Source organism: Polaromonas sp. P4_F9, from assembly GCF_056401235.1.
In genome coordinates this window covers 66,654-90,362 of record NZ_JBFUJT010000006.1, presented here as the reverse complement: position 1 = coordinate 90,362, position 23,709 = coordinate 66,654, and the positions used below count along the sequence as shown (strand labels likewise).

The window sequence follows — 23,709 nt, the reverse complement described above, 5'->3', positions numbered from 1 at the left end:
TGAACTTATCGTCTCGGGCACACTCGAACGTTCCAGGAGGTTGGAGCGATGCGAGTTGCCGAGAAGATCGAACTGGATGCGCAAACCGAGCGTGCGTTGCGCATCCTGTCCAAGGGCAGGCGTGTAGAGACTCGCGTGCAGCAACGCGCCAGCGTCATCTTGCTGGCGGCCGAGGGTTGGCAAAACAAGGACATCGCCACTGAGGTCAGGCTTGATCGGCGGCAGGTGGCGCTGTGGCGGCGGCGCTTCATTGATGGCGGCATAGACGCGTTGCTGCAAGACGCCTCGCGCTCGGGGCGCACACCGAGCGTGACACCCGAGATCGAGTCGCACATCCTCAACACGACGCTGCACGACAAGCCGGCTGCGGCCACGCACTGGAGCACACGCACGCTGGCGTCGCATTTGGGCCTGAGCGCCACGACCATCCGCCGGGTGTGGCAGCGCAACGGGATCAAGCCGCACCTGCAGGACACCTTCAAGCTCTCGCGCGATCCGCGCTTCGAGGACAAGCTGGTCGATGTCGTCGGGCTGTACATAAACCCGCCCGAGCATGCCCTTGTGCTCAGTTGTGACGAGAAGAGCCAGATTCAGGCGCTCAACCGCACCCAGCCGGGCCTGCCGATGAAGCCCGGACGCGCCGGCACCATGACCCACGACTACAAGCGCAACGGAACGACCACGCTGTTTGCCGCACTCAACACACTGGACGGCACGGTCATCTCGATGTGCCAAGACCGGCATCGGCACGAGGAGTGGCTCAAGTTCCTGCGCCTGATTGATCGCAAGACTCCCAAGCACCTGCAGTTGCATCTGATCGTTGACAACTACGCCACCCACAAGCATCCTGACGTCCAGGCGTGGCTGGCCAAACACCCGCGCTTCGTCATGCACTTCACGCCCACCAGCGCCTCGTGGCTGAACATGGTTGAGCGTTTCTTCCGCGACATCTCCGAAAACCGCATCAGACGCGACAGTTTCACCAGTGTGGCCGAACTCGAGCAAGCCATCGCCCAGTACATCGCGCATCACAACAAAACCCCCTAGCCGTTCATCTGGACAGCCAGCGCTTCTGACATCCTCGCCAAAGTCACCCGCGCCAAGGCCGCTCTGGCGCGAGTCGGGCGATAAGTGCAAAACAAATCGGCGCACCACACTAGGACAGTCTCTATTCCCGCGGAAAATCTTTGATTGCCATGGATAGAGCCTGTCGGGATTTTTTGCAAGACTGGGCCAGACCTCTTCAGCGCAGTTCAACATGCGTATTCCATAGAAACGCTGCGGCGCCTGTACGACACCAAAGTCCGTGCCGTGATCTTTGCGGCGGGCACATAGAGATATGTGCGAATCCGCCCCGCCTGCGTATAACGTTCGGAAAGTTCATTCCGGCGGACGCGATGCGGATCGGGACTTCCCGGTTTTTGGGCGTCGAATCTGGCACCTCCCGTAGACAAAGGCTTCAGGCCGGCCAGCTTTGTGAAATCGAGTAGTTTTCATCGCTTACTTACTTCTCGTCGAGGATCAATGGGTGGGCGATACGCTGGTGTTCATCTTCTGCGCCTGCGAATACTTTGGCTTTGAGCGTGCATAGCCCGCTGATAAATCAAGGCGTTGTTCGAATTCCCGGTACCAGCCCTTCAGCGCATTCTTGGTTGGGTAACCCAACTGGCGACTGGTTGCCCTGACGTTTGCCGAGCTTGATATAGAGCTCGACCGCTTGAATTCTGTCTTCGTACGAATACATGAACTACCTCCTGGTAGTCCAAGTTTTTGTCCGCATCCCCCTCGGGTCAGACTTCAGTGCAATTCAACACTTGCCGTGGAGGTGGCATTGATGAGCGGTAACGTGAGCGGAACAGCGCGGCGCCACGGTATCCAGACCAGCAGATCTACCGATGGCGGGAGCGGCTCGGCAACCGGCGAGGCGCCCCTTCGTTTGCTCGTCTCAGATAGGCACTGCGCCCGTTCCCTGCTCCAGCATCTCCACCAGTGCCGCCGCAGCCGAAGAGAGTTCGGATCGCCGGCGCATCGCCAACAGCAGCAGACGATCCGTCGCAATACCCTCCAGACCTACCATCTTCAATTCAAGTGCCTGTGCATAGAGCGTCGCGGCCGCGCGGGGAAGAATGGCGATTCCGATGCCGGACGCGACCATCCGGCACATCGAATCGAAGCTGCGCACCTGGACACGGATGCGCGGCGCCCGGCCCACCGACTCGCCCGCGGCCATTACCTTGCGCGTGAGGGACGCGCTGCGCGCCAGGGTGACCAAGTCGAAGTCGAAGACCCTTTCGACGGACGCGATAGATCGCTTGCCGAGCGGGTGGCCCGACGGCACGAGCAGGACCAGCTTGTCAACGTTGCAGACGAACGTTTCGAGTCCTTCGTACGGTACGTTGTCGCCAATTACAGCGAGCTCCGCGGTCCCTTTCTGCACGGCACGAATACCATCCTCGCTGAGCGCGTCTTCCAGATCGATCGTTACCTTCGGATAGCGCTTGGCATAGTCGGCAAGCACACTGGGCAGGAAGCCGCCGAACGCCGAAGGGTTGGCGCAAAGACGCAGATGCCCGGTCGCACCCGACTGGAAGTCGTCCACCGCTTGCGCGAGCTGTTCAAGGCGGGCGATCACTTCGATCGTGTGCCTGTGCAGCGTCTGCCCGTCGATCGTAGCCTTGACGCCGCGCTGCCCGCGTTGCAGGAGCGAGATCCCGCAGTGCTGTTCCAGCTCCGCGATGCGCTTGCTCGCCGCGGGCAGCGAAATCCCGAATCGATCCGCGCCCGCCGTAAGGCTGCCCGCATCGACAGCGGCGACGAAGAGGCGCAGCGTGGTGAGGTCGAAGCGATTGAGATTGATCATGGTAAATCAGGCACTTGAGCGCATTTGAACATTAATGGAGCGATCGTGGGTCTCCATCGCATTAACGATGCGTGTAGGCCGGCTAAATGAAATGCGAATTGCTGACGCCGGGTGCCCAAGCCACCATTCGTATCGGCATTCGGCCGAAAAAAAAGGAGACAAGATGCACCCCACCCGACGAAACGTTTTGCACACGACCACTGCCATGGCTCTTGCCGCAAGTGTCCCGACACTCTGGGCACAGAACACGGCTTCCCTCAAGATTTCTCATCAGTTCCCGAGCGGAACCCTCACCGAGGGCGACTTTCGGGACCGACTCTGCAGGCGTTTTGCCGCCGAAGTCGAGAAGCGCACGGGCGGCGCCGTCAAGACATCGGTGTACGCGGGTTCGTCGCTAATGAAGACGAATGCCCAGTTCTCGGCGCTGCGCAAGGGCGCGCTGGATATGAGCCTGGTACCGCTGTCGTATGCGGGCGGCGAAGTGCCCGAGACGAACATCGGTCTGATGCCGGCGCTGGTTCCCAGCTACGAGGTCGGCGCGCAATGGAAGGGCGCCGAGGTCGGAAAGCTCCTGGCCAAACAGCTCGAGGACAAGGGCGTGCTCATCGTCAGTTGGGTGTGGCAGGCGGGCGGCGTGGCCAGCCGCGCACGTCCGCTGGTGACACCTGATGACGCCAAAGGCTTGAAGGTCCGCGGCGGCAGCCGCGAAATGGACATGATGCTCAAGGCGGCAGGCTCGTCCGTGATCACGCTGCCGTCGAACGAGATCTATGCGGCCATGCAGACCGGTGCGATGGACGCGGCGATGACCTCTTCGACCAGCTTCATCTCGTTCAAGCTGGAGGAGATCGCCAAGCACCTGACGTCCGGTCGCCAGCGCACCTACTGGTTCATGTTCGAGCCGCTGCTGATTTCTCGCGACGTGTTCGCGAAGCTGCCCAAAGCGCAACAGGACATCGTCATGGCCGTCGGCGCGGAACTGGAAGGCTTCGCCCGTGACGCTGCGAAGCAGGACGACAGGACGGCCGCGGAGCTGTATGCGAAAGCCGGCGCGAAGGTCTACGACATAGACGATGCGACGCTGCGCAAATGGCAGGCCATCGCGCGGGACACGGCATGGAAAGACTACGCCGACAAGAACGAGAACTGCGCCGCGCTGATGAAGGCCGCGCAGAAGCTGCTATGAGCCACGGCCTCGATACCGGACCGGCGCTCGCGGAGCTTGATCCCGACATGCCGAAGTTTCTGCAACCGGCCGAGCGGCTCATGCTGCGCGTCAACGACGCAATGGTCGTTCTGGGCATGGTCGCGCTGCTGATCGCGTCGGCCGTGCTCACCTACAGCGTGGTCTCCCGCTACGTGATGAAGGCCTCCACCGACTGGCAGGATGAGGCGGCCGTTTTCTGCCTGGTGGGCGCTACGTTCCTCTGCGGTGCGTTCGTCCAGGCGCTGCGAGGACACATCGGCATCGACGCCGTCGCTACCGTTTTGCCGGCCGCGTTCAACCGCGTGCGGCTGCTTCTCGTCGACGCGATGTGCACGGCGTTCTGCGCCTTCTTCTCGTGGAAGTCGTGGACGCTGTTTCACGAGGCCTGGGTCGAGAAGCAGACTACGTCGTCCTCGTGGGCGCCGCCGCTGTGGATCCCGTACGGGCTCATGGCGCTCGGCATGACGCTGCTCGCCGTGCAGCTCGCGATGCAGCTTTGCGCCCGGGTGAACGGCATTTCCAGGAAGCGCACGCACCCGGTCAATTCCATAATCGCCAGAAAGGCCGCATCATGAGCATGCTTGCCCTCGGATCCCTGTTTGGTGCCGTCACCCTGTTGATCATGTTCTCCGGTGCGCCCATCGCTTTCGCGCTGGGCAGCGTCGCCGTCGGGTTCATGTATGTGTTCATGCCGGCGAGCTCGCTCGACACGATCACGCAGAACGTCTACGAGGAGATGGCCAGCATCACCTTGCTGTCCATCCCGCTGTTCATCCTCAAAGGCGCGGCGATCGGCAAGTCGCGCGCGGGCCAGGACCTCTACGCGGCGATGCATGTGTGGATGGGGCGTATCCCAGGCGGGCTGGGGATCGCGAACGTCTTCGCCTGCGCCCTCTTTGCGGCAATGGCGGGTTCCAGCCCAGCCACCTGCTCGGCGATTGGAAGCGCCGGCATTCCGGAGATGCGCAAGCGCGGGTACTCGCCGGGGTTCGCGGCGGGGATCATCGCGGCGGGCGGCACGCTGGGCATCCTGCTGCCGCCGTCGATCACCATGATCCTGTACGCGGTGGCTGCGGAGCAGTCGCTGGGACGACTGTTCCTCGCAGGCATCGGACCCGGCCTGCTGCTCGTCGCATTGTTCGCGTTGTGGGCGGTGATACGCTACCGCAAGGAATACCGGCTCGCCGAAGCGGCATACCGCCATGACGGCACGCACTCGGCCCTGCTCGAGCGGGAGCGCTTCAGCACCGCGCAGAAGTTCGAGATGATGCCGCGGGTCGTGCCGTTCGTGCTGCTGCTGGTGGGCGTGATGGTCGCGCTCTACGGCGGCTTCGCTACCCCCTCGGAAACCGCGGGGCTGGGCGCGCTGCTGGCGCTGGGGCTAATCGCGACCATCTACGGTGTCTGGCGCGTGCGCGACCTGCGGCCGATCCTGTCCTCGACGATCAAGGAGTCGACCATGCTGATGTTCATTATCGGCATGTCGCTGCTGTTCTCGTACGTGATGAGCTACCTGCACATCAGCCAGGCGGCGGCGCAGTGGATCGTCGACATGCACCTGTCCAGGTGGTTCCTGCTCGCCACCATCCTCGTGCTCGTCATCCTGCTCGGCTTCTTCCTGCCGCCGGTAAGCATCATCCTCATGACGGCGCCGATCATCCTGCCCCCGCTCAAGGCAGCCGGATTCGATCTGGTGTGGTTCGGCATCCTGATGACCATCGTGATGGAGACAGGGCTGATCCATCCGCCGGTGGGCCTGAACATCTTCGTGATCAAGAACATCGCGCCCGACATCCCGCTGGGCGACATCATCCGCGGCGTCATCCCGTTCGTGGTCTTGATGCTCCTGGCCGTTGTGCTGATCTGCTTCTTCCCCGGCATTGCCACCGCCTTGCCCGACTACGTGATGGCGCGCACGGGCCAGGCCTGACGCGCATTCAAATCCCATGAACCATCCTCACATCGACATGAAGCCCTGGAACAGCCGCGCCGTCAAGCGGCAGGAGCGCGTGCTGCGCACTGCGCGCCAGCTGGGAGCGGCGCTGTTGCAGGACTGCGGCGGCAAGCGGGTCGCGACGAGTAGCACGGTCGCGCTGCTGGAGGCGGTCCTCGAATGCGGCGACCGGGTCTGCCTCGAAGGCAACAACCAGAAGCAGGCGGACTTTCTCGCCAAGGCCCTCGTGCAGGTCGACCCGAAGGCGGTGCACGATCTGCACATGGTGCAATCGGTGCTGTCGCTGCCCGAGCATCTCGACGTGTTCGAATCCGGCATCGCCTCGCGCCTGGACTTCTCCTTCTCGGGTCCGCAGGGCGCCCGGCTGGCGAAGCTGCTGTCGCAGGGGCGCCTGCAGATCGGCGCAATTCACACCTACCTGGAGCTGTTCGGCCGCTATTTCGTGGACCTCACACCGAACGTGTCCCTGATCGCGGCGCAGTCGGTGGACGCGCAGGGCAACCTCTACACCGGCGCCAACACCGAGGACACCCCGGTGATCGTTGAAGCCACTGCATTCAGCGGCGGCATCGTGATTGCCCAGGTGAACGAGATCGTCGACCGGGTGCCGCGCGTGGATGTGCCGGCGGGCTGGGTCGATTTCGTGGTGAAGGCTCCGAAGCCGAACCTGATCGAGCCATTGTTCACGCGCGACCCCGCGCAGATCTCCGAGATCCAGGTGCTGATGGCCATGATGGCCATCAAAGGCATCTACGCGGAGTACGGCGTGCAGCGGCTCAATCATGGAATTGGCTTCGACACCGCTGCCATCGAGCTGCTGCTGCCGACGTATGCCGAATCGCTTGGTCTGAAGGGCAAGATCTGCAAGCACTGGGCACTGAATCCGCATCCAGCCCTGATCCCCGCGATCGAGGCAGGCTGGGTGGAGTCCATCCACTCATTCGGCTCCGAACTCGGCATGGAGGACTACATCCGCGCGCGTTCCGACGTCTTCTTCACCGGACCCGACGGTTCGATGCGCAGCAACCGCGCGTTCTGCCAGGCGGCGGGTCACTACGCATGCGACCTGTTCATCGGCTCCACGCTGCAAATCGACCTCGCGGGCAACAGCTCCACGGCGACGCTGGACCGCATCACCGGCTTCGGCGGTGCGCCGAATATGGGCGCCGATGCGCGCGGCCGGCGGCACGCAAGTCCCGCCTGGCTCAAGGCGGGCCAGGAGTCGCGCGCGGGCCTGACGGGCGCGCGCGGAACGCCCCGGGGCCAGAAGCTCGTGGTGCAGATGGTCGAAACGTTCCGCGAGCACATGCAACCGGCCTTCGTCGAGGAACTCGACGCCTGGGAGCTGGCGCGGCGGTCGAACATGCCGCTGCCTCCGATCATGATTTACGGCGATGACGTGACGCACATCCTGACGGAGGAGGGCATCGCCAACCTGCTGCTTTGCCGCACGGACGAAGAGCGCGAGCAGGCGATTCGCGGCGTCGCGGGCTACACGCCGGTGGGGCTCGCGCGCGATAAGCGCGCGGTCGAGAATCTCCGCGACCGCGGAGTCATCCGCAGACCCAGCGACCTGGGCATCGACGTGCGCGATGCCACACGCAACCTGCTGGCTGCCCGTTCCATGCGTGAGCTGGCTCTGGCTTCCGGCGGCCTGTATCAACCGCCCCCGCGTTTTCGGAATTGGTGAGTGTATGAACGGAATGGAAACCCTGCATTACGAATTGCGAGGCTCGCGCCGGCAGCCGGCGTTCGCGCCGGTGCTGGTCGGCGTCGTCGCATCGGGCAATCTGGAAGTGCTGATCGAACCCGGTGAATCTGCGGATTGCGTGTTTCGCATCGAGACGTCGGCGCGCGGGTTCGGGTCGATCTGGGAAGCCGTGATCCGCGACTTCCACGACCGGCACGGCCTGGACGGTGCCGTGGTCTCGATCCATGACATGGGCGCAACGCCGGCCGTGGTGAGTCTGCGCCTGGAGCAGGCGGTAGCCAACGTGCAGAAAGCGCGCCCATGAAGACGAGTTTCGCCGAATGCAGCGCGCGTGAGCGCCTTGCGTTTCTTCTCGACCCAGGCAGCTTTGAGGAATGGCTGCCGCCCACGCAACGCGTGATGAGCCCGCACCTGGCCCAGTTGTCGGTGCCATGCGCGTTCGACGATGGGATTGCGATCGGCCACGGCCGCCTCGGTGGCCTGCCCGTGTTTGCGGCTTCGCAGGAAGGTCAATTCATGGGCGGTGCCGTCGGCGAAGTCCACGGAGCCAAACTGACCGGACTGCTGAAGCGCGCTCTGCGCGACAAGCCATCGGCGGTCGTGCTGCTCGCCGAGTCCGGCGGTGTCCGTCTGCACGAGGCCAACGCGGGACTTATCGCCGTGTCGGAAGTGATGCGCGCCGTGCTCGACGTGCGCGCCGCCGGGATCCCTGTGGTGACGCTGATCGGAGGTGCCAACGGTTGCTTCGGCGGAATGGGCATCGTCGCCCGCTGCACCGACCGAATCGTGATGAGCGAGGTCGGCCGCCTTTCGATGTCCGGCCCGGAAGTGATCGAAGCCTCGCATGGTGTGGAGGAGTTCGACTCCCGCGACCGCGCGCTGGTGTGGCGCACGACGGGTGGGAGGCACCGTTTCCTTACCGGCGACTGCGACGAGCTGGTCGAGGACGATGTGCAGGCCTTCCGGGACGCGGCGATCGGGCACATCGTTCGTGAGGACGCATCGCGCCTTGTGACGCTGGAGTCGCTCGAGCAAGAACACGCGCTGCTGTCGCAGCGACTCGCGGCCGCCGCAGATGAAATGAAGGTCACAGCATGAGATGGCAAGATCTGGTGTCTGCTCTTTTCGAGACAGACCACGATGTTCGTCAGGAGGGTGACTTGTTGACGGGCGAAGCCCTCTTCGGCGCCTGCGAGGAGCCGATCACGGTGGTCGGGACGACCAATCACGCGCCGATCGGCGTCGCACTTGCGCTCGCCCAGGCGCGTGTAGTGCTGGACACGATCAAGCGCCATCCGGGGCGCACCCTTCTTCTGTTGATCGACACGCAAGGTCAGCAGCTGCGCCGCCAAGACGAGCTGCTCGGCATCAACCGGGCAATGGCGCATCTGGGTTGCTGCGTCGACCTGGCGCGACGACGGGGCCACCGCGTGCTCGGCCTCGTGTACGACCAGGCGCTGTCCGGCGGGTTCATCACCTCAGGCTTGATCGCCGATGCGTGCCATGCCTTGCCGGAAGCGGAGATTCGAGTCATGCGCATTCCCGCCATGGCGCGCGTGACGAAGCTAGCCGAGGAGTTGCTCACCGAGTTGTCGAAGTCGAACCCGGTCTTCGCGCCGGGCGTCGGCAACTACGTGGCCATGGGTGGGATTCGTTCGGTCTGGGAAGGTGATTTGCAAGCCTGCCTTGCAGCGGCTCTGGATGAAGATCCGACCAGCGACGAGCGCGCGCGCGACGGCGCTGCGCGCGGGGGCCGCCGATTGGCGAGCACCGTCATCGAACGCGTGCTGGTGGCTTGAGTTGCGCCATGCTGCTGCGACGCCACGATCTCGTCTGGTTGTCCGCGCAGGGCTGGGAAGGCATGCTGCAGGAAGCGAGCGAGCACGAAGCACTCGGATGCCTGAAGCATTGGTTCGATCAGCGCCTGCCACTGGTTGTAGGACGGCAAATTCCGGGAGGGAGCGATCTCTCCCTAGGACTCGCGGCACCCGTGTGTTGGGACAAACGAAAACTCCCGCTTCATGCGCCGCGCGACTGCGTGCTCTATCAGGATGGCTTCCCAAAGGCACTGGATGTTCGGATGCTCCTGCCCGTTCGTCGGCGCGCAAGCTGGATCGCGTTGTGCGATCGGCTGGCGGGCCTTTCCGCCAATCCCCGCGTGCATGGCAGCTATGGTTGGCAGCGGATAACGCGGCTGGAGTATGTGACACGTCAATCCGATATTGATTTGCACTTGTCGGTAGCCGGCGCCGCCGTGGCTGACCGAGTCGCACGTTGCCTGGATGAGTTTCGCTGGGATGGGCCCCGGATAGATGGTGAACTTCTGTTCCCGAATGGCAGCGCCGTTGCATGGCGAGAGTGGCTGCGGTGGCGGCGTGGCGAAACCCGCGAGGTGCTGGTGAAGAGCCTGTACGGTGTCGCGCTCCAGGACGACGTCGGTTGGCTTCGCAAGTGCGCAGCCGTAGCAGCATGAACGCGGCATCACTGCATCAGCCTGTCTGGCGCGCCTTGCCGGCGCCCGAAACGCTTCGCCGCATGGGCCGCGCCGCCGTGCTCGCGCTTTACCATGAGCTGGCCCTGGCGCCCAAACCGGGCCTGGTCTCGTTCGTCGACAACGGCAGCCACGCCGACATGGACGCGAACACGTTCATGCGCAGCCTGTTTGCGTTGCGCAGCTACTTCCCAGCGATGGTCAATGTGGGCGCGCGGGGCGTGCCGCTTGATGTGCTGGAGAACATGGGCCGGCGGGCCGAGCAGCGGATGCTGGCCGCGACGAGTGGCGTGAACACCCACCGCGGTGCTATTTTTTCGCTGGGCCTCTTGTGTGCAGCGGCTGGCTGGCGGGTCACGCAAGGCGGGCGCATCGATGCCGACTCGCTGCGCGCCTCACTGGTTGAAACCTGGGGCGCGGCACTGCGCGAACGAGCGGCCCGTCGGCTGGACTCTGCAAGAAGCCGAGGTCAATCCGTGGCGCGCGCATTTGGCCTGCGAAGCGCGGGAGAAGAAGCTGCTCGGGGGTTTCCCGTGCTATTCGAGGTGACCTTGCCGGTGCTTTGCGCGATGCGAGCCGTCGGCGCGCCTGCCGACGCTTCGATGGTCCAGGCATTGATCGCCACCATCGCGCGGCTGGACGACACGAACCTGGCGCATCGCGGTGGCCTCGAAGGACTGCGCTTCGCCCAACGCGAGGCCCGAGCCTTTCTGCAGGCAGGCGGCGTGCTTCGGTCCGGGTGGCGGCACGAGGCCTTTGCTATGCATGAGCGCTTCGTGGCGCGTGGGCTGTCGCCCGGCGGCTCCGCCGACCTGCTGGGCTGTGCCTGGTGGATCGACCGGGTTATCCAATGAGCTACGCCCTGATCTTCTCGGGCCAAGGGAACCAGCATGCGCACATGCTGCCTTGGCTGGAGCAGCAGGAGCCGGCGCAAGCGGTCCTGGCCGCAGTGGCGCGCCACACGGGCGGCGATTGGCGAGGGGTGTTGAGCGACGAAGAGTGCCGCCTCACCAACGCGCTGGCCCAACCGCTGATCGTCGGAACCGCGCTGGCGGCCTGGGCAGCGCTTCGCCCTTTGCTCTCCACGCCGCCCGCAATCGTGGCGGGGTACAGCGTCGGCGAGATCGCTGCCTGCTCGGCTGCGGGGATGCTTTCGGCGGAAGAAGCGGTCACGCTGGCGGCAAGGCGTGCACGGCTCATGGACCGTGCAGTGGCCGGCAACGATACGGGAATGCTCGCGGTCAGCGGCATCACCGAAGAGGATGTCCTGGTCGCTTGCGCGGGACTCGAGACGGCAATTCGCATCGATCATGAGACGAACGTATACGGCGGTGCTCGCGCGGCGCTCGCCAAAGCGCACGCTGCGCTGGGTGACCGCGCCCAGCTGAAGCGAATCTGCGTAGCGCTGGCGTCGCATACGTCCTGGATGCGCGACGCGACCGCTGCGTTTCAGGGCGCACTGAAAGATGTGCGTTTCGGGCCGCCGGATTGTCCGATTGCACTCAATGCGACAGGTGAAACGGCCAGGGACGTTGGCGCGATCGTGTGCGCGTTGGCATCGCAGCTGAGCCGACCCGTCGAGTGGAGCGCGTGCATGGCCGCGATCGCGGAGCGGCAACCCGCCTGCGTCCTGGAAATCGGCGGTGGGCAGGCGCTCGCCCGGATGTGGGCTGCGCGCTATCCGCAAATCCCCGCGCGGTCGCTGGACGAATTCCGAACCTGCGGCGGCGCAGCGACCTGGATCGCTCGTCAAAACCTGCCTTGAAGGAGCTGACATGACTTCAAAACATGACGCGTTGCCGTTTCCTCGTTATGACCACTCGCGAAAGGACAGGAGCATGTGGTCGGAAAAGCGAAGCCGCATGATCTCCGGATATTACTGACCAACACCCTCAGCTATTTGGATGACGTCAGAGTTGCACCAAGCCAGAGCCTGATTTTCGTCAAGATTGGATGGGACCATTTTGCGGACGGCGCGACAAAGAAGTAGCCACCTAGTTGGACCGAGGACGGCAAGACCTCAACCAACTCACCAGCCGCAATGCGATCAGCGCAAATGAGGTCGCTTACTAGAGCAACCCCTTGGCCCAGCCGCGCTGCCTCAAGCGTTAAATGTCCGTGCCACAGCCGCGGTCCGCGCAAAGGCGGGATTTCGGTGAGGCCGCACGCCTGCAGCCATTCCTCCCAATACGCCGTCGACTTCTCGTGAAGCAGAGGCATTTCGAGCAGTTGCTCTACGTGCTGGATCTTTGCGTGACGCCTGATCAGCGCGGGGCTTGCCACGGCGAGAATCCTAGGGCGGACGAGCAGCTCGGATCGGATGCCGTCGCGTGCCTCCGGCTCCTCCAGAAAGACGATTTCAGCATCTGCTTCGTCTCGGTCGAAATCGGTGCGCATGCTGGTGGGTTGGAGAATGACGACGGTGCCGGAGAGGGCTGATTCCAGGATTGGAAGGCGGGCAAGCAGGCGATGGCTGGCGAGTCCGGCCATGCAACAGATGTGGATTGCGTCCCCGCGCCCGTGCGCTAGTTCGGCCGTGGCTTCCTCCAGCAGGTCGAAGGCTTTTTGGGCCTTGGACGCGAAGCGTTCGCCTTCGCGCGTCGGTTTGAGACCCCTGCCATCCTTCTTCACCAGCCGCGTGCCGACTGATTCCTCGAGGTTCTGGATGTGTCGCGAAATGACCGTGTGCGAAACCGCCAGTTCGTCAGCGGCAGCGCGAACACTGCCCGTTCGGCTAAAGGCTTCGAAGGCTCTGACAGTTACAAGAGGGGGGATGCGACGTCTCTTCATCTAAATCTCCGCACGAGCATCACGGTGTACCCCCTGGGGGGCGCAGCAGCAAGGGCTTTGTCGAGATATTTTCGCGCCCGACCAGCGCGCGGAGGCGTTCCGCAACTCTGCTCTCGAAAGGGACGGTGGATCGTGTCAGCAAGCTGGCGTGCAGGCCGATCTGCTCCTGAGTCGCGGCAATCGCTCCCGTATCGACATTCTTAAGTTCCAGATACATGTGCAGCCGAATGTGGTCTGCGCCGACGAAATGCAGCGCGACCTCCAGATGCGTCCCCACGCGCAGCTCCTTGAGGAAACGAATACGGGCATCAACGATGAAGAGCCCGTGCTGTGTCCTTCTCGTGTACTCAAGACCCAGGTCGATGCGATCCAGCAGGTCGTAAGTGACGTCATCGAACAGGGCTACATAGCGGGCCATGTTCATGTGGTTATAGGCGTCGATCCACTCCGGCTGGACCGTGTGGCCGCGTGAAACAAGGGCATAGGATTCAGTCATGGTGATTACTCCAATGCCGATCAGTTTAGCTACCAGCAGATGAGGGAGAACCCTGAGAAAGGTGCATTTTAAGAACCTATCCGTACGAAATATCTGCTTGTTTGGCCTCTACCGATTCGTACCATACACATATCAGGTTGTCGCCCCCCTGAAAGGAACTCAAGTGAAACTGTCCGGTGCATCAGCCATTGCAGGCATCCACGAATCGCCCCTAAGGGATGCTCCCCGCAAGCACCCCTTCGCGCTGCAAATGGACTGCGTTCTCGCTGCGCTGGACGATGCGGGACTTGACCTCGAGGATGTGGACGGCCTGTGCTGCGCGTCGGGTGACTGGGCAGAAGGAGGCGCCGTCGAGAGCATCATCGAATTCGCAGAGTACGCGGGTATTCAGCCGACCTGGTTCGACGGCACGGATGTCGGAGGCTGCTCCTACATCGTCCACCTCGGCCGAGCGGCAACGGCCATAGCGGCCGGCTTGGCGGAGGTCGTGGTCATCAGCTATGCCGCATGTCCGCGCTGGTGGCCGCTGCAGACCCCTTCATTCGATCCCTTTGTTCTGCCCGCGGGCCCTGGTCAGTACGAACTGCCGTACAACCCCACGCTCATCTCGGCCTATGCCATGTTCGCACGTCGTCACATGCACCTCTACGGGACGACAGAGGAGCAGCTTGCGCAGGTGGCGGTGACCTTCCGGCAGCACGGCATGGCGAATCCGCACGCGAAAATGCGCAAGCCCCTTACCGTCGAGGATGTACTCGCGTCGCCCTTGGTGGCATCGCCGCTGCACCGCCTGGATTGCTGCGTGGTAACCGACGGCGGTGGCGCGGTCGTGCTGACCAGCCGGGAACGCGCGCGCGACTTGAAGAAAAAGCCGGTCCATGTCGCCGGGTTCGGGGCAGCCATCCACCGTACCCAATTGAGCCAGATGGACCGCGACATCCGAACCCCTGCCGTCCTGTCCGGTCCGCGCGCATTTGCGATGGCCGGAGTCATGCCCGGCGATGTGGATGTCGCGCAGATCTACGACGCCTTCACCATCACGCCGCTGCTGGCACTCGAAGACTTGGGCTTTTGCGACCGTGGAGAAAGCGGCCCGTTTGTCGCTGCGGGAAATCTGGGCATCGGTGGGCGGCTTCCGACCAATACGGACGGGGGCGGCTTGGCTTCCAACCACCCTGGAAAGCGCGGGATCTTTACCTTGATCGAAGCGACCCGGCAACTGCGGGGGGAAGGTCCCGGAGTGCAGGTCGAAGGCGCCGAAGTCGCGCTGGTCCATGGAATCGGCGGCACTTTCTGCTCGGCGGCCACTGCAATTCTCACCGTATGAACATGAACACCATCCCTGTCCCAGACGTCACGAGCGAGCCCTATTGGGAGGCTGCCCGCCAGCGCAAGTTGATGATCCAGCGCTGCCCGGTAACCGGCCGTCACCAGTGGTATCCGCGAGACCATTCCCTCTACGTCCCCGGGGCGAAGCCGGAGTGGGTGGCTGCCACCGGCCGTGGCAAGGTCTTCACCTATTCTGTGATCCACCGCGGCCATGACGGCACACCAACGCCCTATGTCTGCGCCGTCATCGAACTCGAAGAGGGCGTGCTGTTCACCTCGACCCTCAAGGGGGTGGCGCACGAGAAGATCGACATCGGCATGCCGGTGGAAGTTGACTTCGAGATGGCGAGCGATGGCATTTCTCTTCCATTCTTCAAACCTGCAGACAAGCAATGACCGCACGAATCCACCTCCACCAGATCCAACCGGGCGATAGCTTCCAGTCCAGCGGGGTTACGGTCACCGAAGCGCACATCGTCTGGTTCGCCGGGCTGACCGGCGACTTCAACCCGCTCCATATGGATGCGGAAGCTGCCCGGCAAGGCCCCTTCGGACAGCGCATCGCCCACGGAATGCTCTCCTACTCGATGAGCACGGGCATGCGGTCACGCATCGACGACTGGGCCATCCTGGCATTCCTAGAGTCTGGTCGCCGCTTCAAGGCACCGGTTTTCGCTGGCGACACCCTTTATTACGTGGCGACAGTCGTCGACGTCAGAGCAAGCGCATCGAAGAAGGACCGCGGCGTGGTTCGCGTGGAGATGTCCCTGCGCAAGCAGGATGGCAGCGTGGTGCAGGAGGGAGAGGATGTATTTTCGGTGCAAGGGGGAGAGCAATCATGAAGACACGCCCGAGTGGTCGCGTCGCCCTTGTGACCGGCGGGACCGGTGGGATCGGGGCTGCCGTCTGCCGCCGGCTCGCTGAAGACGGCGCAGCGGTTATCGTTGCCGATCTGCACACGGCCCGTCCGGCCGATTTCGCGCGGCGGCTTCAGCTGGACGGTCACGTGGCCGTCGGCGTGGACCTCGATGTCGCGAGCCGCGAGAGCTGGGAAGCCGCGGTCGCCAGTTTGCCGCCAGAGTATCGCGGATGGCAGGTGCTGGTCAATGTCGCCGGGATCGTGCGGGACCGCTCCTTGGTGAAAATGTCCGATGCCGAATGGGACGCGGTGCTCGGCGTCAATCTCCGCGGCGCGTGGCTGGGCAGCCAGGCCGCGTTCAAATCCGTCGACAGCAGCGGTTGGGGACGCATCGTCAACATCGCTTCGACCGCCATCTTCGGCACTTTCGGGCAAGCCAATTACTCTGCTGCCAAGGCGGGCCTGATCGGCCTGACACACACCGCCGCGCTCGAAGGCGCAAAGCGCGGCATCCTAGTGAATGCCGTAGCGCCAGGCGTGGTGGACACCTCCATCACAGCCGATGTGCCTGAGTCGGTCCGCGCCGACTGGCTGGCCAAGACGCCGCTTGGCCGAATCGGGCGGCCGTCCGAAATCGCTTCCGTCGTCGCCTTCCTTGCATCCGAGGAGGCGAGTTTCATCACCGGCCAAACCATCATCGTCGATGGCGGGGCCACCACCGGCGACTACTAGCGCCTTCACTTCTGGAGCATTCAATGATGTCAAACCAAGTCACTCGGCGCCGGTTCGTTCAGACCGGTGCGGCTCTCAGCGCGGGCTTCGGCCTGTCGCAGCAATACGCGGCGGCACAGGACGATCCCCTGTACCAGGCGGCCAAGAAGGAGGGAAAGCTGTCCCTCTACTGGGGATCGTACGAGCAGAAGACAGCTGAGGAGTTGCGCGACGCCTTCAAGGCGAAGTACCCGGGCATCGAGGTCGGCCTGCTTCGCCAGGCTTCCCAAACCGTCTACAACAAGCTGCGCCTTGAGTTGCAGAACGGTGTAGCGGAGTGCGACTCGCTGGGCACCACGAACGTGTTGCATTTCATCGAACTGAAGAATGCCAACGCCCTGATGACCTATGTGCCACAAGACGCCGCCGCGCTCCCCGCAGGGGTCCAGAAGATCGATCCGGACGGGACCTATCACGTCGGCGCGGTGAGCTTGACCAGCATCAACTATCAACCGGTGAAGGTCAAGAACCCTCCAGCTGGCTGGCAGGCATTGCTAGAGGACGAGTGGCAGGGCAAGATCACCATCGGCAGCCCGGCGGCATCTGGAGATGTGGCCAGCTGGGTCGTGGCAATGCGGGCGAAGTATGGCGATGACTTCCTGCGCCGCCTGGCCAAGCAGCGTCCGAAGATAGGCCAGTCCAACGTCGACACCGTCACGGACATTTTGTCGGGTGAGCGCGTGGTCGGCGCGGCGGCTCCGTTTAGCTACACGCTGGCGCAAAAGGCTGCGGGCAAACCGATCGATGTGGTTGTCCCAGCCGACGACCTTATCCTTAACCTGGGCGTCATGGGTATTCCGAAGAATGCCCCGCATCCGAACGCTGCCAAGTTGTTCCACAGCTTCCTGTACTCCAGGGAAGTCTCGCAAATCCTGTCCAAGAACTTCTGGCCGACGCTGCGGGCCGATGTGCCCTGGGCCGAGGGCCGGTCGCTGGACAAGCTGAAGTGGTACCGCAACTCGCCGGCGAATCTCTCGGCCGAAGTGGCGGAAGGTATCGCCAAGTGGAAAGAGATCATGCGATGAGCGCCGCGGCGGGCAGTCCAAGTGACCCATTCGCGACGTCCGGGGCAGCCGCCCCGTGGCAGCGCCTGAGGCACATCCAGGTTTCGAAGGCCATCGTGGTGGCCGTGGTGGTCACTTGCCTGGCGCTGCTGGTCGTCTATCCGATTGGCTTCGTGGTGTTCAACAGCCTGCATGACGATGTTAGCAAGGCATGGTCGGCATCGAACTACGTCCGGGTGTTCATCGATCCCGAGCTGTACCGTCCAGTGATCAATTCGGTGCTGCTGGCAACCGCCGTGGGCATTCTGTCGGTCCTGCTTGGCGTACCAGCCGCCTGGCTTGTCGCCCGCTCGGACATGCCCTGCCGAGGATGGGTGAGGACCTTGACACTCGCGGCATTCGTGACGCCGTCGTTCGTGGGCGCTACGGCTTGGATCCTGCTGGCGGCGCCCAATTCGGGATGGCTCAACAACGCGTGGCGCTGGATAGTTGGGGGCGATGCGCCGCTGTTTGACATCTATTCGATGGCGGGCACTGTCTTCGTCAGCGCCATCTACACGGTGCCGTTCACCTTCACCATCGTGGCCAGCGCCCTGGACTCGATGGCCGTGGAACTCGAAGATGCCGCGACCACATTGGGAAGCGGCACCTGGAAGACCATGTCAAGCATCACCATCCCCATGGTGATGCCCGCGATCATCGCCGGCTTCATCCTGTCGTTCATCCAGGGCCTCACGCTGTTCGGCGTTCCCGCCTTCCTGCTGGCGTCGAGCGGCACGCAGGTTGTGACGACCAAGCTGGCCGAACTCTACCAGCAGTTTCCGCCGCAGCTCTACCTGGCGGCGGCGTATTGCATGCCTCTCCTGCTGATGACCTCGGCGCTTTTCGTGGCACGCAGGCGTCTGCTCGGACGCAAGCGGTTCACGGTCATCTCGGGCAAGAGCCGGAGAAACCGGACGGTAGCCCTTGGGCGCTTGCGCTGGCCGGCGCTTGCCGCTGCGCTGTTCGTCCCTGCGACCACCATCTTCCTGCCGTACCTGGCCCTGCTGGTGGTCTCCGTCAGCAAGGCTTGGGGCAAGGGCCTGAGCTTGGACAACCTGACGTTCGACTGGTATCTGCGCTTGCTCACCGGGAACGCCGAGACGCGCACCGCCATCACCAACTCGTTCACATACGCAATCGTCGGGGCGACGTGCTGCCTGCTGCTCGGGACCATCGTGGCATACCTGGTCGAACGCAGGGCCGTCCGCTGGACCGCTCTGTTCTCCAGTCTCGCGACCATGCCGATCGTCCTCCCGGGCGTCGTCCTGTCAGTGGGGTTCTTCGCGGCCTACACGAAGTGGCCGTTTCAGCTGTATGGCTCACCGTGGATCCTGATCGCGGCGTTCTCGGCGGCATTTCTTCCCATCGCCTTCACGCAGAGCGCCGCGCTGCTGAAGGGGATCTCGCCTGATCTGGAGCGAGTGGCACGCAGCCTTGGCGCAAGCGAAGCGCGGACCTTCTGCGTCATCACCGCCCCGCTCCTGCGCCATGGACTGGTGGCCGCCTGGCTGCTCGTGTTCATTCCCATCATCCGCGAACTGTCGGTCGCGATCTTCCTCATCACCCCGCGCACGAATGTCATGACAACCATGATCTACAACGCCAAGGACGGTGGCGATTACGAGTTGTTGTGCGCGATGAGCGTGTTGCTCGTACTCAGCACGTTGGTCCTGATCGCCATTGCCCAGCTGGCGACCCGCAAGAGGCGAGAGCCCACCGCCAACCTGGAGATTCCCACATGAGCCGGATCCGCATTGACAAACTGTGCAAAAGCTACGGCGCGCAAGTAGCACTTTCCGGCATCAGCCTCGACGTCGCCGACGGGGCGCTCCTGGCACTGCTAGGCCCCTCCGGCTGCGGCAAGTCGACCACGCTGCAACTGCTTGCCGGCTTCGAGGAGCCCACCGGTGGCGAAATCTGGGCCGACAACCAGCTCCTGTCCAGTCCGCAGGGATGCGTGAGCCCGGAAAAACGCGGCGTCTCGCTCGTGTTCCAGAACTACGCAGTCTGGCCGCACAAGACAGTCGCCGAAAACGTCGGCTTCGGCCTGAAACTGCAGAAACTTCCGGCCGCCGAGTTCGATAAACGGCTTGCCGAATCGCTCAAGGCCGTTCAGCTCTCTGCGCTCAAGGACCGGTACCCCTCAGAGCTTTCGGGCGGGCAACAGCAACGTGTCGCCCTGGCGCGGGCACTGGCGGTGCGGCCGCGGATTCTGCTGCTCGACGAGCCGCTGTCCAATCTCGATGCCAACCTGCGCGAGGAGATGCGCTTCGAGATCCGCCGGGTGCACGACATGCTGGGCATTACGACGGTGCTCGTCACGCACGATCAGGCGGACGCCCTTTCCACCGCGGATGTGGTGGCGGTGATGAACGCGGGGCGCATCGAGCAGGTCGGCACACCCGAGGAGCTGTTTGCAAAGCCCTCCAACGCATTCATCGCGAAATTCATTGGAAGCAACAACGAATTGCGCGGCAAACACCTCGGAGGCGGCCGGGTCCAGGTCAACGGCTTCGAGCTGAATGGCCAGCTGCCGTCGCCGCTGGATCTCGGGGCCGATGTCTCGCTGTGCATCCGACCATCCCAGATCGTCCTTGCCGACGGGAACAGCTCTCCCGGCAACCTCGTCCGAGGCAAGGTGCTCCGCGCTTCCTACCTTGGTGAGTACCGTGACGTCCTTGTGGACATCGATGGCGATCAATCGCTTCGCATCAGCGTGAGCCCCGAAATCAACGTCGCGGTCGGCGATCACGTCACGCTCGACCTGCCGGCGGCGCAGTGCCAGGTCCTCTCTCCGGGGGGCGCCCAATGAAGTTCGCATCTATTGAGAGTTCGGAGACCCTCATTCGCCGTCGCGAAGGCAAAGTCGAGTGGCTCATGTTCAATCGTCCTGCGGCACGCAACGCCCTGACGCACGAAATGGAGTCCAGGTTGACTGCGATCTTTCGTGAGATCAACGAGGACGATGGTGTCAGGGCCGTCGTGCTCACGGGGGTCGCCGGCGGCAGGCCCGCGTTCATGGCAGGTGCCGACATGGGCGACCTGAAGGACGCGGCGACACCGGAAAGCTCCATGCAGATGGAAGCAGCCTCCGAAGAGATGATGACTGCACTCGAACAAGTCCGGGCGCCGACCATTGCCGCAATGGCGGGAGCCTGCGTGGGTGTGGGCGCGCTGCTGGCCGCCGCCTGTGATGTGCGGATCGCGGCTCCTTCGCTTCGCTTTGGATTTCCGATCGCCAGGACCGTCGGCAATTGCCTGTCGACCAAGAACTACGCTCGGCTCGTTTCCGTGCTGGGATCCGCTCGTACCAAAGACCTCATCTTCGACCCCACCTTGCTTTCAGCGCCGCAAGCAGCGGGGATAGGCTTGGTGAGGGAGGTTGTGCTAGACGAGGACCAGTTGACCGCCAGAGCACAAGAGATCGCGGAAAAGCTCGCGGAGCTTGCGCCGCTGACCCTCTGGGCCACGAAGGACTCCCTTCGGCGCATGCGTGACGAAGCCCTGCCTGCTGATGCTGATCGCGACCTGCTCCTCGGTTGCTATCTCTCCGCCGATTACCAGGAAGGCATCGCTGCCTTCCTTGCAAAGAGACCCCCACTCTTCACGGGCCGATGAGCGGCCCATTCTCTGGAATATAGAAATGAACGACATCGACAAGGACTCCACGGGACCGCTCGCCGGCATCCGGGTTCTGGATCTCACGCACATGCTTTCGGGCCCCTACTGCACGTGGCTGCTCGGAGCACTCGGCGCAGAGGTGATCAAGGTGGAGAAGCCGCGAAGCGGTGACTTCACGCGGATCATCGAGCCGATGATCGAGGATGAGAGCCTGTATTTCCTCAGCGTCAACCGCAACAAGCGAAGCATCACCCTGAACCTCAAGGATCCACGCGGCAAGGAACTTCTCAAGAAGCTGGCTGCGACTTGCGATGTGCTCGTGGAGAACAACAGGGCGGGCGTGATGGACCGGCTCGGCCTCGGAAAAGCGGACATGGCTCAGGTGAATCCCGGCCTTGTCTACGCCTCCATCTCCGGGTTTGGCCAGGACGGCCCCTACAAGCACCGTGCCGCCTTTGATGTGGTGGTGCAGGCGCTTTCCGGAATGATGAGCGTCACCGGCGAGCCCGGCGGCCAACCCTGCCGCGTGGGGACGTCCATCGGCGACATTGGGGCGAGCCTGTTCGCCGCGGTCGGCATCCTGGCTGCCTTGCAGAAGCGCCAGCGGACCGGACGGGGTGAGGCTGTCGACGTGGCCATGCTCGACTGTCAGATCGCTCTGCTCGAGAACGCAGTCGCCCGGTATTTGAACGCCGGCGACGTGCCGAAGGCGCTAGGAAGCCGGCATCCGCTCATTGCACCGTTCCAGGCATTTGACACCGCCGACCGGCCGCTGGCGGTCTGTGTTGATACCAACGAGCAATGGGAGCGCATGTGCCGCGCAATGGATATCGAGCAATTGATCGTGGACCCGAGGTTCCCGACGGGATCCAGGCGCAACGTCAACCATGCGGAACTGGAACCGCTTCTGAAGCAGGTCTTTCGCACTCGCAGCAGAGAGGAGTGGCTGCAGCTCTTCGACGAATTCGACGTGCCATCGAGCCCGATCAATTCAGTCGCGGAAGCCCTGCAGGATGAACAGGTCCGGCACCGGGGGATGGTGGTGGAAGTGCCGCCTGGATCCGGCCGCAAGTTCGTCGACGTGCCGATCCGGATGCCAGGTTGCGGCCGCCCCGAATCGGCACCTGCGCCACGGTTGGGCGAGCACAACCGGGAGATCCTCGCACAGCTGGGGGTCGCGGACGAAGACATCGACGCGCTGGAGCGCGAACAAGTTATCTGATCAGGAAGGAGCATACGATGAATGACGTAAATACGCGCCGTCTCGCCGCCTGCCCACGTGGAGTCGGGGTGCTGTGCAACTTCTTTGCCGACCGCGCCGAGAACGCAACGCTCTGGGACACGGAAGGCCGACGCTACATTGACTTCGGCGCCGGCATCGGTGTGCTGAACACCGGGCACCGGCACCCTGCCGTGATGGCGGCGGTGACCGCGCAGATGGAGCGGTTCACGCACACCGCTTACCAGGTCGTCCCCTACGAGTCGTACATCTCGCTCGCCGAGCGGCTGAACTCGCTCGTGCCGATTTCGCGTGCCAAGACCGCGTTCTTCACCACGGGTGCCGAGGCCGTGGAAAACGCGGTCAAGATCGCCCGAGCGGCGACCGGACGCGCCGGCGTGGTTGCGTTCTCGTCTGCGTTCCACGGCCGCACGCTGCTCGGCATGGCACTGACAGGCAAGGTTGCGCCCTACAAGACGGGTTTCGGTCCGTTCCCGGCAGACATCTACCACGTGCCGTTTCCCAGCGGGCTCCAGGGCGTGTCGGTGGCGCAATCGATTGCTGCACTGGAACGCCTTTTCAAGGTCGAGATCGAGGCCGAGCGGGTGGCCGCCATCATCGTGGAACCGGTGCAAGGCGAGGGCGGCTTTAACGTCGCTCCGGCGCAATTCATGACGCGCCTTCGGGAAATCTGCGACGCGCACGGCATCCTGCTCATCGCCGACGAGGTCCAGAGCGGCTTCGCGCGCACCGGCAAGCTGTTTGCCATGGAGCACTACGGGATCCAGCCCGACCTCATCACCATGGCAAAGGGGTTGGGCGGCGGCTTTCCGCTGGCTGCGGTCTCCGGTCGTACAGAGATCATGGACGCTCCGGCGCCCGGAGGACTCGGCGGGACCTATGCGGGAAACCCCCTTGCAGTAGCGGCATCGCACGCGGTGCTAGACGTCATCGCCAAAGAGCGGCTCTGCGAACGATCGGCCGAATTTGGTGATCGCCTCAGCGACTTCCTGAGAGACTTTGCCGTGGGAAATCCTGCTGTTGCCGAAGTGAGAGGGCTTGGCTCGATGGTTGCAGTGGAATTCTGTGAGCCAGAGACCGGATCGCCCAGCGCAAGGATTGCGACAGCCATTCAACAAGCAGCGATCGCAAAAGGTCTCCTTCTCCTGACTTGTGGAGCACACGGGAATGTGATTCGCTTCCTGTACCCCCTAACGATTTCTAATGACGAGTTCGAGTCGGCCCTGCTGATTCTGAAAGCTGTCTTCGAGCAGGCCGTACCTTCGACGGTGCACGCATGAGAAACGAGATGGGCCGGGGGAATTTGTTTGCCGCGCTACGCGACGCTTTTCCGT

At 63.3% G+C, this 23,709-nt stretch carries 23 protein-coding genes and 2 pseudogenes; 21 read left to right on the top strand and 4 right to left on the bottom strand.

All coding sequences use genetic code 11. The features are described 5' to 3' along the window. The first annotated feature begins 48 nt into the window (after window positions 1–48). Window positions 49–1,131 (top strand): annotated as a pseudogene (locus AC1DUB_RS07400) (IS630 family transposase). A gap of 420 nt (window positions 1,132–1,551) precedes the next feature. Here the strand turns inward: AC1DUB_RS07400 and AC1DUB_RS07395 are convergent. Together AC1DUB_RS07395 and AC1DUB_RS07390 are read right to left on the bottom strand one after the other, a co-directional pair. Next, a pseudogene (locus tag AC1DUB_RS07395) lies at window positions 1,552–1,744 on the bottom strand (IS3 family transposase); the annotation flags it as partial. A gap of 201 nt (window positions 1,745–1,945) precedes the next feature. Continuing rightward, window positions 1,946–2,860 carry a LysR family transcriptional regulator gene (locus AC1DUB_RS07390; RefSeq protein WP_477728989.1) on the bottom strand — a complete coding sequence of 305 codons (915 nt, stop codon included), beginning with the start codon at window positions 2,858–2,860 and terminating at the stop codon, window positions 1,946–1,948. A gap of 163 nt (window positions 2,861–3,023) precedes the next feature. Between AC1DUB_RS07390 and dctP the strand changes: the two genes are divergently transcribed. From dctP to AC1DUB_RS07340, 10 genes are read left to right on the top strand one after another with little or no spacing between them, the layout of a single operon-like run. Further along, entirely contained in the window at window positions 3,024–4,046 is a 1,023-nt protein-coding gene (gene dctP / locus AC1DUB_RS07385; protein ID WP_477728988.1) for a TRAP transporter substrate-binding protein DctP, read from the top strand. Beyond that, a complete protein-coding gene (locus AC1DUB_RS07380) occupies window positions 4,043–4,642 on the top strand; it encodes a TRAP transporter small permease (RefSeq protein ID WP_477728987.1) in 600 nt (199 codons plus the stop codon). Before dctP ends, AC1DUB_RS07380 begins: the two co-directional genes overlap by 4 nt. Then, the gene (locus AC1DUB_RS07375; protein ID WP_477728986.1) at window positions 4,639–5,997 is read left to right on the top strand and encodes a TRAP transporter large permease; all 1,359 of its coding nucleotides are present in this window, start codon (window positions 4,639–4,641) and stop codon (window positions 5,995–5,997) included. The genes AC1DUB_RS07380 and AC1DUB_RS07375 overlap by 4 nt, the downstream gene beginning before the upstream one ends. 37 nt (window positions 5,998–6,034) lie before the next feature. Beyond that, a complete protein-coding gene (mdcA, locus tag AC1DUB_RS07370) occupies window positions 6,035–7,711 on the top strand; it encodes a malonate decarboxylase subunit alpha (protein ID WP_477729081.1) in 1,677 nt (558 codons plus the stop codon). Window positions 7,712–7,724: 13 nt separating this feature from the next. Next, window positions 7,725–8,036 (top strand): malonate decarboxylase acyl carrier protein, encoded by a 312-nt coding sequence (gene mdcC, locus AC1DUB_RS07365; protein ID WP_477728985.1) that lies wholly within the window; start codon window positions 7,725–7,727, stop codon window positions 8,034–8,036. After that, on the top strand, window positions 8,033–8,830 hold the full coding sequence (locus AC1DUB_RS07360; RefSeq protein WP_477728984.1) for a biotin-independent malonate decarboxylase subunit beta: 798 nt from the start codon (window positions 8,033–8,035) through the stop codon (window positions 8,828–8,830). The genes mdcC and AC1DUB_RS07360 overlap by 4 nt, the downstream gene beginning before the upstream one ends. Then, on the top strand, window positions 8,827–9,531 hold the full coding sequence (locus AC1DUB_RS07355) for a biotin-independent malonate decarboxylase subunit gamma (RefSeq protein WP_477728983.1): 705 nt from the start codon (window positions 8,827–8,829) through the stop codon (window positions 9,529–9,531). The genes AC1DUB_RS07360 and AC1DUB_RS07355 overlap by 4 nt, the downstream gene beginning before the upstream one ends. An 8-nt stretch (window positions 9,532–9,539) precedes the next feature. Further along, a complete protein-coding gene (gene mdcG, locus AC1DUB_RS07350; RefSeq protein ID WP_477728982.1) occupies window positions 9,540–10,205 on the top strand; it encodes a malonate decarboxylase holo-[acyl-carrier-protein] synthase in 666 nt (221 codons plus the stop codon). After that, window positions 10,202–11,077, top strand: a complete 876-nt coding sequence (gene mdcB / locus AC1DUB_RS07345; RefSeq protein WP_477728981.1) for a triphosphoribosyl-dephospho-CoA synthase MdcB — start codon at window positions 10,202–10,204, stop codon at window positions 11,075–11,077. Before mdcG ends, mdcB begins: the two co-directional genes overlap by 4 nt. Further along, window positions 11,074–11,988 (top strand): acyltransferase domain-containing protein, encoded by a 915-nt coding sequence (locus AC1DUB_RS07340; protein ID WP_477728980.1) that lies wholly within the window; start codon window positions 11,074–11,076, stop codon window positions 11,986–11,988. The genes mdcB and AC1DUB_RS07340 overlap by 4 nt, the downstream gene beginning before the upstream one ends. Window positions 11,989–12,119: 131 nt before the next feature. Here the strand turns inward: AC1DUB_RS07340 and AC1DUB_RS07335 are convergent, their stop codons facing one another. Both AC1DUB_RS07335 and AC1DUB_RS07330 read right to left on the bottom strand, forming a co-directional pair. Next, window positions 12,120–13,013 (bottom strand): LysR family transcriptional regulator, encoded by an 894-nt coding sequence (locus AC1DUB_RS07335; protein ID WP_477728979.1) that lies wholly within the window; start codon window positions 13,011–13,013, stop codon window positions 12,120–12,122. 19 nt (window positions 13,014–13,032) lie between these two features. Then, window positions 13,033–13,509: an acyl-CoA thioesterase gene (locus tag AC1DUB_RS07330; protein WP_477728978.1), complete on the bottom strand. Its 477-nt coding sequence runs from the start codon at window positions 13,507–13,509 to the stop codon at window positions 13,033–13,035. Between the two features lie 163 nt (window positions 13,510–13,672). On the opposite strand from AC1DUB_RS07330, the gene AC1DUB_RS07325 reads away from it, so the two are divergent. From AC1DUB_RS07325 to gabT, 10 genes are read left to right on the top strand one after another with little or no spacing between them, the layout of a single operon-like run. After that, window positions 13,673–14,836, top strand: a complete 1,164-nt coding sequence (locus AC1DUB_RS07325; RefSeq protein ID WP_477728977.1) for an acetyl-CoA acetyltransferase — start codon at window positions 13,673–13,675, stop codon at window positions 14,834–14,836. Beyond that, entirely contained in the window at window positions 14,833–15,234 is a 402-nt protein-coding gene (locus tag AC1DUB_RS07320; protein WP_477728976.1) for a Zn-ribbon domain-containing OB-fold protein, read from the top strand. The genes AC1DUB_RS07325 and AC1DUB_RS07320 overlap by 4 nt, the downstream gene beginning before the upstream one ends. Further along, window positions 15,231–15,680, top strand: a complete 450-nt coding sequence (locus tag AC1DUB_RS07315; RefSeq protein ID WP_477728975.1) for a MaoC/PaaZ C-terminal domain-containing protein — start codon at window positions 15,231–15,233, stop codon at window positions 15,678–15,680. The genes AC1DUB_RS07320 and AC1DUB_RS07315 overlap by 4 nt, the downstream gene beginning before the upstream one ends. After that, on the top strand, window positions 15,677–16,429 hold the full coding sequence (locus AC1DUB_RS07310; RefSeq protein ID WP_477728974.1) for an SDR family oxidoreductase: 753 nt from the start codon (window positions 15,677–15,679) through the stop codon (window positions 16,427–16,429). Before AC1DUB_RS07315 ends, AC1DUB_RS07310 begins: the two co-directional genes overlap by 4 nt. A gap of 23 nt (window positions 16,430–16,452) precedes the next feature. Beyond that, entirely contained in the window at window positions 16,453–17,493 is a 1,041-nt protein-coding gene (locus tag AC1DUB_RS07305) for an ABC transporter substrate-binding protein (protein ID WP_477728973.1), read from the top strand. Beyond that, a complete protein-coding gene (locus tag AC1DUB_RS07300; RefSeq protein ID WP_477728972.1) occupies window positions 17,490–19,256 on the top strand; it encodes an ABC transporter permease in 1,767 nt (588 codons plus the stop codon). The genes AC1DUB_RS07305 and AC1DUB_RS07300 overlap by 4 nt, the downstream gene beginning before the upstream one ends. Then, window positions 19,253–20,326 carry an ABC transporter ATP-binding protein gene (locus AC1DUB_RS07295; RefSeq protein WP_477728971.1) on the top strand — a complete coding sequence of 358 codons (1,074 nt, stop codon included), beginning with the start codon at window positions 19,253–19,255 and terminating at the stop codon, window positions 20,324–20,326. The genes AC1DUB_RS07300 and AC1DUB_RS07295 overlap by 4 nt, the downstream gene beginning before the upstream one ends. After that, on the top strand, window positions 20,323–21,132 hold the full coding sequence (locus AC1DUB_RS07290) for an enoyl-CoA hydratase (protein WP_477728970.1): 810 nt from the start codon (window positions 20,323–20,325) through the stop codon (window positions 21,130–21,132). Before AC1DUB_RS07295 ends, AC1DUB_RS07290 begins: the two co-directional genes overlap by 4 nt. Window positions 21,133–21,157: 25 nt before the next feature. After that, complete coding sequence (locus AC1DUB_RS07285) at window positions 21,158–22,357, top strand: CaiB/BaiF CoA transferase family protein (protein WP_477728969.1); 1,200 nt, start codon at window positions 21,158–21,160, stop codon at window positions 22,355–22,357. A 17-nt stretch (window positions 22,358–22,374) separates the two neighbouring features. Then, complete coding sequence (gene gabT, locus AC1DUB_RS07280) at window positions 22,375–23,655, top strand: 4-aminobutyrate--2-oxoglutarate transaminase (protein ID WP_477728968.1); 1,281 nt, start codon at window positions 22,375–22,377, stop codon at window positions 23,653–23,655. The last annotated feature ends 54 nt before the right edge of the window (window positions 23,656–23,709 follow it).